Genomic DNA, 12,093 nt, shown 5'->3' on the forward strand with positions numbered 1-12,093 from the left:
GCCGAACGTGTTATGAGAAACCATGTGTCCGGGGCGACGGAACCTCGACCGAGCGCGACCGATTTTGCATTCCTGCCCCGGTTCCGGGTGAATTCCGCTTGGCTCGGGCAGTCGCTGGCCGCGCCTGCGCTGCTGCTGCTCGTGGCTGGTGTCGTGTTCCCGATGGCCGTCATCGCATTCGCGTCGATTTCCGCGCCGGAAGAATGGGGTGGCGTGCGTTGGGGAAGCTTCAGCGCCGATGCTTATTGGCGGATTCTGTTCGAGCAGGATTTCGACGGCAACTGGACGCTCAACACGGGGCTCGCGGCAATCGCCGTTCGGACTTTCGCGCTGTCGATCGCAGCGACCATCGGGTGCCTCGCGCTCGGCTTCCCCGCCGCGCTCTATATCGCGATGCAACCCGCCCGTCGCCGGACGTGGCTGCTCATCTTCGTCACCGTGCCGTTCTGGACCAGCCTGATCGTCCGCCTGTATGCGTGGATCCTGCTTCTGAGGAGCGGCGGCGTCATCTCGACGGTGCTCGGCGGCCTGTTCGGCACCCACGTTCCCACGATCCTGTATACCGACATCGCCACGGTAATCGGACTGGTCTACGCATTCATCCCGTTCATGGTGCTCCCGATCTTCACGAGCCTCGAACACATGAACTGGAACATCGTCGACGCCGCATTCGATCTCGGTGCGACACCCTGGACGGTGGTCACGCGGATCATTGCGCCTTCGGCGCGGCACGGCATCGTGTCCGGGTGCATGCTGGTGCTGGTGCCGTCACTCGGCGCGTTCCTGATTCCGGACATGCTGGGCGGCGCGAAGTCGATGATGCTGGGCAACCTGATCAATCTCCAGTTCGGCGATGCACACAACTGGCCGCTCGGCGCGTCCCTGGCGATGGCGATGTACGCGCTGGTGCTGCTCTGCGTGCTGGCGAAACGCGTGCTCATGAATGCAAGGACGGGAGGCCGGCGTGCGCACTATGCTTGAGTTCCCGGGACTGCGCCCGCTCGCCTGGGTCTTCTTCCTGTTCCTGTACGCGCCCATCGTCGCGCTGGTCGCGCTGAGCTTCAACAACGGCGGATCGGCGACCGTATGGCAAGGATTCGGGCTGAGCGGATACGTGACCGTGCTGCACGACGCCGCCGCTTTCGCGGCCGCCCGCACGTCCTTTGCGATCGCCGCCCTCGCGGCGACGATGTCGTCACTGATCGCCATTCCCACCGCACTCCATCTATGGAACAACACGCGGCGAACCGCGCACTTCACGGGAATCCTGGTCGCGTCGCCGCTGCTCGTGCCCGAGATCGTGCTCGCGCTCGGCACGCTCATCCTGTTTTCGATCGTGGCGGTCAAGCTCAACTTCTGGACGATCGTGTTCGGTCACACGGTCTTCTGTCTCCCGTTCGCGTATCTGCCGATTCGCGGCTCGCTGTCGAGGATCGACCCGTCGTATCTCGAGGCCGCGGCCGACCTTGGCGCCAATCGCTGGCGCGTGTTTCGGCAGATCGTCTGGCCGCTGATCCGCACCGGGGTCGCGGCAGGCTTCGCACTCGCGTTCGTCGTGTCGATCGACGATTTCGTGACGACGTACTTCTTGTCGGGGACGGCGACGACGACACTGCCGATGTACATCTACGGCCTCATTACGCGGGGCGTCAAACCCAACGTGAATGCGCTTGCGACGATCGTGCTGTTCTTTTCGTTCGGCGCCGCGCTGCTGTCGGTCTGGCTTTCGCGGGCGGCCAACAGCGAAAAACAACTGTCAATCCTGGAGCGAGCATGAAGATCGTAGCAACCGTCGTCCTGGCCGGCATGGCCATGATGCAATCCGCGCAAGCCGAGCAAGTGCTGCGTTTCGGCAATTGGCCGGGCTATTACCCGGTGGAGCTGCTCAAGAAGTTCAAGAAGGAAACCGGGATCGACGTCACGCTCACCGCGTATGACAGCGATGCCGCGGTGGCGACGAAGATGAAGGCCGGCGGCAGCGACTACGACGTCGTGATCGTTTCGGACCTTTACGTATCGATGCTGGGCAAGCAGAACCTGATCGACAAGCTCGACAAGACCAAACTGCCGAACGCCAAAAACATCCGGCCCGAGTACGCCCATCCTGCCGGCGACGCGAATCGCGATTACGGGATGCCGTACCAGGTGATCACGACCGGCCTCGTCTACGACACGTCGCGCGTCCCGAACGGGGTGCTGCCCGACACGTGGAAGACCTTCTTCGAGCCGCCGGAATACCTGAAGGGCAAGATCGTCGCGCTGAACGTCCAGGAGGAGTTGTACATGGCGGCCTCGTGGTACCTCGGGCAGGACGAATGCTCGGAGAACCCGCAAGACGCGAAGCGTGTGCTCGCGGTGCTCGAGAAGCAGAAGCCGTCGCTGCTCGCCTACGCGAACGACGGCGTGGTCGAGCGCTTCCAGTCCAGGCAAGTCATCATGAATCACGACTGGAGCGCCGACGCGGCCAAGTATCACAAGGTGCTGCCGACCATCGTCTTCATGTATCCGCGGGAAGGGGTGCATCAATACGTCGACAATTTCGTCATCCCGAGCGCGGCGAAGAATCGCGACAACGCGTATCGCTTCATCAACTGGATGATGGAGCCGCGCAACATTGCCGAGGCATCGAACTTCAATCGCTATCACGATGCGATCGTCGGCTCGACGCAGTTCCTGACGCCCGAATTGCAGAAGGACCCGACGATCAACCCGCCGCCCGAGTTTCAAAAGCGCCTGAAGCCGATGAAGATCTGCTCACCGGCCGCGATGGCGCTGCGCGACAAGGTGTGGGTCAAGCTGAAAGGCTGAGGCTGTTTCCATGTCCGCCGACCGGCCGGTCGGCGGACCATCGCTCGATCGAGGTTCAACGAGCCTTGCCAGATTCGCATTGATTCGCTCTCCATAGCGAATCGGCAAATTGATTCGACAAAGAAACGTATGATGCATCAGGCATTTTCTTCGCGCGACGCCTCGCCCATCCCGGACTCCCCCGGAGTCCCGTCTGGACACGCGATCAGATCCAGCCGCGTGCCTCGGATAAGCCAGACGGGCTTACGGCCTTCGACAACCACGCTCCCGTCGAGGGCCGCTTTCTCTTTCCACGCTTCACACCACCGCCAAATTCCCGTTTGGCTCTCTCTATTGGCCGGTGGCTTCGCCGCGGGCGCTACTCCGGCGAGATGCGCTCACGGCACCTTTTATTCCATGCCGATCGACGCGGGGCGGCGTCCGCATCGGCGATCGCCGCGTCGTGCGCAACGCACGAGGCTTCGCCAATCACACGGGGAGTGACGACAATGCTGAACTGTATGAACGCGATCTGGACACCGACGAGCCGAACACCACCCGATGGCCGCCGCCGGCGCAGGAACGGCGCGGTTGGCGGCGGCGCGAAATCGACGGCGCCGAGGAAGGCCCCTGCGCGCGCGTCGAGCGCGCAATGCCCCGCAAGCCGTTGCGCCGACGACACGAGCACAAGGCCGCCGCAGCCACTGCCTTCCAAGCGCCTGCATTGGCGGTCGAAGCGGCTATGAGCGACGCCAATCCATATTTGGAACTGACGTCGGAAATTGTCACGGAGCGGTGCGTGTGAATCCTCTGACGGTCAGACTGCTCGATCGCACAAAATCTGTATTCCTCTATGACGACGTCTCGATCAAAAACAACTCACGATCGCGGCCGGCGATCCAGCGAGGCGCCCGTCCGCGTCCGCTCCAGACGGCGCCGGATACAGGGTCACGATATTTTGCCGTGGCCGGAGCGCGACGCTTGACCCGGCGTGACCTGCGTTGAATATCAGCAAACAGATCTTCGGGTCTCAGATCGAACTCGGCAATTATTTTCTGAATTTCATTTACGGCACCCTGCACTTCCTTCTTGCGCGCAATTTCAGCCTGGGCTTGAAGCGTTCGTATCCTGGTTTTCAGATCCAGATAGGCAGACATATCACTTCCCCTGAATTAATAAACTCTTTCAATTCGCCGCCATTCGGCCATTGCGATTTCGGCGGTGCGTCATTGGCTGGATGCCGCCGCGATTTCGATGGCTTTGAGAACGATCGGTTTGTCGACCATCTTTCCATCCACCACGATCGCTTCTCCGCCACTTGCCCGAGCCGCCCCTACGACTCGATGCGCCCATTCCATTTCCGCCTCGGAATAGGCAAACCCCGCATGCACGGCCCGGATCTGCGCCGGGTGAATGCACGCCTTTCCTCGAAAGCCCAGGCTGCGGGCCCGTCTAGCGTCGCGCTCCAGCACACCGGCATCGTTGATCGACGTGACGACACCGTCGATGGGTGGCGCGATGCCGGCAATTCTGGAGACGAGCACCAGCTTTGATCGGAAGTACAGCAGTTCGTCGCCGTCGCCTTCGATTCCGACATCGAGTTGAAAGTCGATGGTTCCGAACATGAGTCGGTCGACGTGCGGCGCGCGCGCGATCTCGTTCAACGACGCGAAGGCGCGGCCGGTTTCGATGATCGGCACGACCCTCAATGCCGGGTGCGCATTCCCGACTGCGCGGCGGATGGCATCGGCACACTCCACCTTTGGAATGACGAGGCCGCAGACGCGTTCATCGGACGCGAACGCAGCGACATCCTCGTCGAACCACGGGGTTTCGTCGGCGTTGATTCGAACATGGACGGCACGAGCCGCTGGCGATAGCCACTGTTGAATCTCCGCTCGTGCAACCGCCTTTTCATCCGATGGAACGGCGTCTTCCAGATCAATCACGACAACGTCGGCGCCGGACTGCACCGCCTTCGCGAAACGATCGGGGCGATTCCCCGGAACAAATAGCCAGGAACGGGACCGCATGTATCTCTCTCCCTCTGTCTGTCAGATTGCGCTCGTTGCGCGCATTTGCCGAATCTGGCTGCCGGTGAAGCCAAGCTCTCCCAAGATTGCATCGGTGTGCTCACCGAGCGATGGAACGGCACGCAGCGCAGGCGGGCTGGACGCATCCGCGCCAGGCGGCAGGAGAACCGGGACGAGCCCTTTTTCAGTCGAGACACTTGCCCAGCGATTCCGGGCCGCAAGCTGCGGATGCGTCCACACTTCCTGCATGTCGTTCAGATGTGCATTTGCAATGCCGGCCGCGTCCAGCCGATTGGTCAATTCTTCCGCGGTCAGGGACGAAAAGGTTTCCGTGATGAGGGCGGCCAGCTCCGCGCGATGCTCGATACGTTGCGAGTTCGATGCGAACCGACGGTCATCGGCGAGCAGCGGAAGATCGAGCACATCGCTGCAGAACGCCTTCCATTCCCGTTCATGCTGCAAACCGAGGATGACCGTCTTCCCATCTCCGGTGGCGAACGGCCCGTACGGGAAAATCGTCGCGTGGGATGCGCCTGATCGCGAAGGCGGGGGCTGGCCGTCGATGGCGTAATACATCGGGAAACCCATCCACTCGACCATCGATTCGAGCATCGAAACGTCGATACGGCACCCGCGCCCGGTCCTTTGACGGTTGAACAGCGCAGAGAGGATGTTCGTGTACGCATACATTCCAGTCGCAATGTCGGCGATCGAACATCCCGCCTTTGCAGGCGAATCCGGCGTGCCTGTGATCGACAGGAGACCCGCTTCGCTCTGGATCAGCAGATCGTAGGCCTTCTTGTCGCGATAGGGCCCGTCCGGACCATAGCCCGAGATCCCGCAGACGATGAGATCGGGAAAGCTCGCGCTCAGGGTTTCGTAGTCGAGACCAAGGCGATCGGCGGCCCCAGGGGCAAGATTCTGGATAAACACGTCGGCGCCGGCGAGGAGACGCATCAGCACTTCGTGCGCGACGGGTTGTTTCAGATCGAGCGTCAGGCTCTCCTTGGAGCGGTTCGCCCAGACAAAGCTCGAAGACATGCCCGATACGCGCTCGTCGTACGCACGAGCGAAATCACCTGCATTCGGTCGCTCGATCTTGATCACGCGTGCGCCGAGATCCGCGAGCTGACGCGAGCAGAATGGCGCCGCGATCGCGTGCTCGAGCGCTATCACGGTAACCCCTTCAAGCGGATGCATTTCGGTACTCTCCCGGGATTGCTGCGTTGTATCAGACGATCCGGGCGAGCACGAGAAGGCTGATCGTGATCGTGATCGCGCCGCCGATGCGGGTTGCGATCTGGGCGAACGGCATCAAACGCATCCGATTCGCCGCGCCAAGTATCGCGACGTCTCCTGTGCCGCCCATTCCACTATGCGTCCCCGTGACGATCGCGACGTCTATCGGGAACATCTTCATGCGATGTCCGACGAAGAAGCCCACACCCATCAATGAGGCGACGGTTGCGACGATGGTAAGGATCGTGGGAACGTTGAAGGCGTCGACGATCTTTTGCCACGGCGTGATGACTACCCCGACGGCAAAGAGGAGCGGATACGTGACGGCCTTCGCAAAAAACCGGTAGACGAATCCTGCGCCTCGCTCGAGAGACGGAGAGAACACGTATCCGATCTTGGCGGCGACCGCGAGCGTCAACATCGCGACCGGCCCCGGCAAACCGAATGCGCTTTGCGAGAGCATCCCGAGGAAATACAGGCACACCGCAATCAGGCCGGCCGCGGCGATGTCCGCGATATCGACTCGCGTGTCGTCTTGGCCGACGTTGCCGCCGGTCAGCGCGTCGTCTCCGGCGCGCATCAATTGCCCGTTTCCCGTCAGAGCGGGATATCGCTTGCCGAGCGTGTCGAGCAGGCCCGAAAAGACGATCGCGCAGATGTTGCCGAGCATCACGGCCGGCAGGGCCTGGGCAAGCAATTCGCCGGCCGGACGATTCAGCAGAGCGGCGTAACCGAGCGTCAGCGGAATGACGCCCTCGCCGACGCCGCCGGCCATCACCGGAATCACGACGAAGAAGACCGTATGAAACGGATCCATGCCGAGCAGCGTCCCTACCGCTCCACCCACCATGATCGCCACGATCGACCCCGCCGCGAGCGGTGCGAAGATCCGCAGGAATCCGCCGATCAACACCTTGCGGTCCATGCTCAAGATGCTTCCGACGATGATGCAGGCGATGAACAGATAGAGGATGTTGGCGGATTTCCAGAACTCGGATATCGGCTTCAGCAGCGCGAGCGGCAGCACCTTCGAGAACACCAGGTACGACGGCAGGATGGTCGACAGAATGACCGGCCCGCCGATGCTGCGGAATACCGGAATGCGGTTGCCGAGCTCGAAACAGGTAAAGCCGCAAACCGCGAGACAGGCAATCATCGGCGCGAGTTCGGCCGATAGCTTGCCCATTGCCGCGAAAGCGAATATGGAGAACGCAAGCACGATGTGAACGGGTAGAGGAATGACTCCAATTCGCACGTTCATCAGCTTGCGCCACGCTTCGCCAATCCCGCTCAGGCGCGAAACACGCCCGATTTCGCGATCCCGGCTTGCGGCTTGCTGAACATAGACTCCTCGGACTTTCGTGGTTTCATTCATTATTATTCCCAGGCCAATTTTTTTAAGAGCGCATAATATTCCGAATGAGCGATGGAGCGGAAATACTGTTATTGGATAGGGGTATAGAAAAAACCAATATCCCTCCACAAAAATAGACGAGCGTAGTCAATGGCTCGATTTATTCACTTTTTGTAAATAGAAAATCGGATTCGGCATCGCCTTCATGGACCTCAAACAATTGCGCAATTTCGTCGCTATCGTGGATAGCGGCAGCTTGTCCAGGGCAGCATATATTCTCGCGGTCGCTCAGCCGTCCTTAAGTCAGCAGCTCCGTGCCCTCGAAGAGGAGCTCGGGACGCAACTCGTGCAACGGAGCGCGCAAGGGGTCACGCCGACCGACGGCGGCATGACCCTGTATCGTCATGCGCGGAACGTACTGCGGCAGATCGAGCACATCCGCCGTGACGTCAAGGAAGGCGGGAATGCCGAGTCCGGGAGTGTTTCTGTCGGGTTCCCGACGACGATTGCCACGATCCTGGGTGTTCCGCTCTTCAAGCGCCTGCGGCAGCGCTACCCGGGCATTCGGTTCCAGATGTTCGAGAGCCTGAGCGGATACATCAGCGAGCTGCTGCTGAACGGGCGCCTGGATCTCGCCGTGCTGTTTCGGGAGTCCGAGACCGCCGGCATGTCGGTTTCCCCCCTCTTCGACGAGAGCCTTTATGTGATCGGACACGGCCTGCCGGGAGAAGACGATGGCTCGTGCCCATTGTCGCAACTGGCGAATCTCCCGATCGTTGCGCCGAGCTCGCCGAACGGGCTGCGATTGTTGATCGAACGGGCGTTTGCGCAGGCCGGAGTCGAATTGAACATTGCAGCCGACATCGATTCATTGCCGGCAGAGCTCGAAATCGCGCATACGGGCGACGCGTATGCAATCCTGCCGTCGTCCGTTCTGTCGACGCGAGACGCGGGAAACCGGCCGCCAGCCAGGCGAATCGTCGATCCGGAGATCCGTCGGCCGGTCAGCTTGTGCTGGTCGAATACCCTGCCGGTCAGTCCCGCAGCGCTGGCGGTGCGTAGGTGCATTGCCGAGCTCGTGTTCGAGTTGCACGAATCCGGGAAATGGCCCGGCATTACGTTGCGTTCTGCATTGCAATAGTCATACGCGATAATCGGCGGTTCCCGATCCTTGCCGGAACCCAGCATGTCGACGTCCGAACCGGTCTCCTCCGAACATTCGTGGTGGGGCGTATGGGCACTCACGCTCTCCGCCTTCATCTTCAATACCACCGAATTCGTGCCCGTCGCGCTGCTCAGCGCGATCGGCGACAGCCTGCACATGCCGGCGACCGACGTCGGCCTGATGCTGACGATCTACGCGTGGGCGGTGGCCGTGACGTCCCTGCCGCTGACGCTGGTGACCCGCACGATCGAACGTCGCAAGCTGCTGGCCGGGGTGCTCGTGCTGTTCATCGCCAGTCACGTCGTGACCGGCGTCGCGTGGAATTTCGCGGTGCTGATGGTCGGCCGGCTGGGCATCGCGTGCGCGCATGCGATCTTCTGGTCGATCTCCATCTCGCTGGCGGTGAGGCTGGCGCCGCCGCAGAAAAAGAGCCGCGCGCTCGGCCTGCTTGCCACGGGAACATCGATCGCGATGGTGGCCGGCATTCCGCTCGGGCGCGTGGTGGGCGAGACGTTCGGCTGGCGGGTCACGTTCCTGATCATCGCCGGCGCGGCGGGCGTCGCGTTGCTGCTGCTGCGCACGACGCTGCCCGCGCTGCCGAGCCAGCGGACGGGCTCGCTCGCCAGCCTGCCCTCCCTGCTGCGCAACCCGACGCTGATCCTGCTCTACCTGCTCACGATTCTCGTCGTGTCCGCGCACTTCACTTCGTACACGTACATCGAACCGTTCCTCCAGCACGTCGGCCATGCGAGCGAAAGCGGCATCACGACCCTGCTGATCCTGTTCGGCATCGCCGGCATACCGGCCGCGATCTGCTTCAACCGCCTCTATCCGCACCGGCCGGCGCAATTCCTGCTGGCGTCGATCGTCGTCATCGCGTCCTGCCTGCTGATCCTGTTCCCCAGCGCGCTCAGCGTCGTCACGCTATCGGTTCACACCGTGGTCTGGGGCGGCGCGATCATCTGCTTCGGCCTTGCAATGCAGGCATGGGTGCTGAAACTGGCGCCGGACGCGACCGATCTCGCCGTCTCGATCTTTTCCGCGCTCTACAACGTCGGGATCGGTGCAGGGGCGCTGCTGGGCAACCACATCGCGCGCGACTTCGGACTCGCGTGGATCGGCACGTTCGGCGGCATCGTCGGCGGGCTCGGCGTCGGCGTATGCTGGCTGGCGTTGCGCGTGCATGCGAGGAGAGCGGCGCCGAATCCCGCATCGCTCGCGTAGCGGAACGGATGCGCGCTGCCGTAAGCGGTCGACCTGCGGCAGCGGCACATCGAATCCCGCCCGTCCCGCGCCTGCCCTCGCTGATCCTCGACGAGATCGAAATCGCGCCGCTGCTGTCGCTGCATGTGCCGATGCCGCGCCATCCGGCACTCGCCGCGCTGTGCACGCAGCTGATCAACGACCCGTCGTTGGCCGTCACGCTGCAGTCGTGGGCGCGCGACGCGCACATGAACGAGCGCACGCTCGCCCGCACGTTCAAGCGCGAGACGGGCATGACGCACGGCGCATGGTGCCGCCATGCGCGATTGCTGCTGAGCCTGCCGCGCCTCGCGGCCGGCATGCCGATCCTCGAACTCGCGCTCGAGCACGGCTACGACAGCCCGAGCGCGTTCGCGGCGATGTTCCGCAAGGCGCTCGGCGTGCCACCGAGCGAGTACTTCCGGCGGCGATGAGCGCCACTACTCGATGCGCGTACGGGTGGCCGCGACGTCCGCTCAGGCGACGCCGCCGTTCGCGCGCAATACCTGCGCGTTGATCCATGCGCCGTCCGGCCCCGCGAGGAACGCGACGGCGCCGGCGATGTCGTCGGGCTGGCCGAGCCGTTCGAGCGGCGGCATCTTCGCGAACTGCGCAATCTGTTCGTCGGTCTTGCCGTTCAGGAACAGCTCGGTCGCGACCGGCCCCGGCGCGACGCAGTTCACCGTGATGCGGCGGCCGCGCAGCTCCTTCGCGAACACGCGCGTAAATGCTTCGACCGCCGCCTTCGTCCCGTTGTAGATCGCGTAACCCGGCAGATTCAGCGCGAGCGTCGTGCTCGACAGGTTGACGATCCGGCCGCCGTCGTTCATGTGTGCGGCGGCTTCGCGCAGCATGTTGAACACGCCGCCGACGTTGATCGCAAACATCCGCTCGAACAGTTCGTCGCTGGTTTCCGCGAGCGGCGCGGTCTTGAGGATGCCCGCGTTGTTGACGAGCACGTCGACCTTGCCGAGCTGCTGCTCGACCGTGTCGTACAGGCGGCGCACGTCGTCGGCCTTCGATACGTCGCCGCGCACGGCGACGGCCCGGCCGCCTTCCCGCGCGAGCTCGGTGGCCAGCGCATCCGCGTCGGCGGCGCCGGACGCGTAGTTGATCGCGACGGCAAAGCCGTCGCGTGCGAGGCGGCGCGCGATGGTCGCGCCGATGCCGCGGGATGCGCCGGTCACGATCGCGACGCCGGCGTGGTGTGCTGCGCTCATCGGAATCTCCTGTTTGGGTGGGAACGTGAGCGACATGATGACCGGCATCGGAACTGAGATAATTAGCACAGTTTCGCCATCGCTATTCCATTTGCTTCAACGATAGGCCGACGAGCATCTCATGGATCGATTTCAGGAAATGCAGGCTTTCGTGCGAACCGCCGAGCGCAACAGCTTTTCGCGGGCCGCCGACGACCTCGACATCCCGCGCGCGACGATCACCAACCTGATCAAGCGGCTCGAGCTGCGGCTGGGCACGCGCCTGCTCGAGCGCACCACGCGCCAGGTGCGTCTCACGCACGACGGCGAGGCCTACTACCACCGCTGCGTGCGCCTGCTCGCGGACATCGACGAAGCGGAGGGCGCGTTTCGCGACGCGATGCCCAAGGGGCTGCTGGTCGCGAACCTGCAGGGCACGCTGGCGCGGCACTTCGTGGTGCCGGCGCTGCCCGCGTTCCTGTCGCGCTATCCGGACTTGCGGCTGCATATCGGCGAGGACGACAGGCTGGTCGACCTCGTGCGAGAAGGCGTCGACTGCGTGCTGCGCGCGGGCGTGCTGCGCGATTCGTCGCTGATCGGGCGGCAGATCGCCGCAATGGAGCAGGTCACGGTCGCCAGTCCGGCCTATCTCGAACGGTTCGGCGAGCCGGCGACGCTCGCGGACCTCGACGCGCATTTCGCGGTCGATTACGTGTCGAGCGCGACCGGCAAGCCGGTGCCGCTCGAATTCACGGTCGACGGCGCCGTGGTCGAGGTCCGGATGCGCTCGACAATTTCCGTGACGGGCGCGGACCTGTACACGGGTTCCGCGCTCGCGGGCGCCGGGCTGATCCAGGTGCCGCGCTACCGGATTGCCGGCGAGCTGGCGCACGGGCGGCTGAAGGTCGTGCTGCCCGCGTGTCCGCCGCCGCCGATGCCCGTGTCGGTGCTCTATCTGCACAGCCGGCAACAGTCGCCTCGCGTGCGGATTTTCGTGCAGTGGCTGGAGGAGGTATTTCGGCAGGTGCCTTATCAGGTCCGGCGCATCTGATGCGTGCCCAAGCCGCACGAACG

General features: G+C 63.1%; 12 protein-coding genes and 1 pseudogene. 8 read left to right on the forward strand and 5 right to left on the reverse strand.

Going from position 1 to position 12,093, the window contains the following annotated elements; all coding sequences use genetic code 11:
- The first annotated feature begins 87 nt into the window (after positions 1 to 87).
- The 4 genes from WT26_RS01255 to WT26_RS37005 all read left to right on the forward strand — a co-directional run bounded on the left by WT26_RS01255 (position 88) and on the right by WT26_RS37005 (position 3,592).
- Positions 88 to 981: an ABC transporter permease gene (locus WT26_RS01255; protein WP_069269519.1), complete on the forward strand. Its 894-nt coding sequence runs from the start codon at positions 88 to 90 to the stop codon at positions 979 to 981.
- On the forward strand, positions 974 to 1,777 hold the full coding sequence (locus tag WT26_RS01260) for an ABC transporter permease (RefSeq protein WP_069269520.1): 804 nt from the start codon (positions 974 to 976) through the stop codon (positions 1,775 to 1,777). Before WT26_RS01255 ends, WT26_RS01260 begins: the two co-directional genes overlap by 8 nt.
- Positions 1,774 to 2,808 carry an extracellular solute-binding protein gene (locus tag WT26_RS01265; RefSeq protein ID WP_059804421.1) on the forward strand — a complete coding sequence of 345 codons (1,035 nt, stop codon included), beginning with the start codon at positions 1,774 to 1,776 and terminating at the stop codon, positions 2,806 to 2,808. The genes WT26_RS01260 and WT26_RS01265 overlap by 4 nt, the downstream gene beginning before the upstream one ends.
- 442 nt (positions 2,809 to 3,250) lie before the next feature.
- Entirely contained in the window at positions 3,251 to 3,592 is a 342-nt protein-coding gene (locus tag WT26_RS37005) for a hypothetical protein (protein WP_155123026.1), read from the forward strand.
- 46 nt (positions 3,593 to 3,638) lie between these two features.
- Here the strand turns inward: WT26_RS37005 and WT26_RS35065 are convergent, their stop codons facing one another.
- From WT26_RS35065 to WT26_RS01285, 4 genes are all read right to left on the reverse strand, one after another.
- The gene (locus WT26_RS35065) at positions 3,639 to 3,944 is read right to left on the reverse strand and encodes an H-NS histone family protein (RefSeq protein ID WP_080411471.1); all 306 of its coding nucleotides are present in this window, start codon (positions 3,942 to 3,944) and stop codon (positions 3,639 to 3,641) included.
- 69 nt (positions 3,945 to 4,013) lie between these two features.
- Positions 4,014 to 4,820, reverse strand: coding sequence for an HpcH/HpaI aldolase/citrate lyase family protein (locus tag WT26_RS01275; RefSeq protein ID WP_069269522.1), 807 nt, complete (start codon positions 4,818 to 4,820; stop codon positions 4,014 to 4,016).
- 21 nt (positions 4,821 to 4,841) lie between these two features.
- Positions 4,842 to 6,020, reverse strand: a complete 1,179-nt coding sequence (locus WT26_RS01280; protein ID WP_069269523.1) for a CaiB/BaiF CoA transferase family protein — start codon at positions 6,018 to 6,020, stop codon at positions 4,842 to 4,844.
- A gap of 31 nt (positions 6,021 to 6,051) precedes the next feature.
- Positions 6,052 to 7,434, reverse strand: a complete 1,383-nt coding sequence (locus WT26_RS01285; protein ID WP_230461554.1) for a 2-hydroxycarboxylate transporter family protein — start codon at positions 7,432 to 7,434, stop codon at positions 6,052 to 6,054.
- Positions 7,435 to 7,618: 184 nt separating this feature from the next.
- Here WT26_RS01285 and WT26_RS01290 point away from each other — a divergent pair, with 184 nt between their 5' ends.
- The 3 genes and pseudogenes from WT26_RS01290 to WT26_RS01300 form a co-directional block, all read left to right on the forward strand.
- Positions 7,619 to 8,554, forward strand: a complete 936-nt coding sequence (locus WT26_RS01290) for a LysR substrate-binding domain-containing protein (protein WP_060118894.1) — start codon at positions 7,619 to 7,621, stop codon at positions 8,552 to 8,554.
- A gap of 45 nt (positions 8,555 to 8,599) precedes the next feature.
- Positions 8,600 to 9,802 carry a sugar transporter gene (locus WT26_RS01295; RefSeq protein ID WP_069272001.1) on the forward strand — a complete coding sequence of 401 codons (1,203 nt, stop codon included), beginning with the start codon at positions 8,600 to 8,602 and terminating at the stop codon, positions 9,800 to 9,802.
- 68 nt (positions 9,803 to 9,870) lie between these two features.
- Positions 9,871 to 10,254, forward strand: a pseudogene (locus WT26_RS01300) (helix-turn-helix domain-containing protein); the annotation flags it as partial.
- A gap of 42 nt (positions 10,255 to 10,296) precedes the next feature.
- Here WT26_RS01300 and WT26_RS01305 read toward each other — a convergent pair.
- Positions 10,297 to 11,040 (reverse strand): SDR family oxidoreductase, encoded by a 744-nt coding sequence (locus WT26_RS01305; RefSeq protein ID WP_059624369.1) that lies wholly within the window; start codon positions 11,038 to 11,040, stop codon positions 10,297 to 10,299.
- A 121-nt stretch (positions 11,041 to 11,161) separates the two neighbouring features.
- On the opposite strand from WT26_RS01305, the gene WT26_RS01310 reads away from it, so the two are divergent.
- Complete coding sequence (locus WT26_RS01310; protein ID WP_069269526.1) at positions 11,162 to 12,070, forward strand: LysR family transcriptional regulator; 909 nt, start codon at positions 11,162 to 11,164, stop codon at positions 12,068 to 12,070.
- The last annotated feature ends 23 nt before the right edge of the window (positions 12,071 to 12,093 follow it).

This window comes from Burkholderia cepacia, assembly GCF_001718835.1.
In the GTDB taxonomy this organism is placed as follows: domain Bacteria; phylum Pseudomonadota; class Gammaproteobacteria; order Burkholderiales; family Burkholderiaceae; genus Burkholderia; species Burkholderia cepacia_F.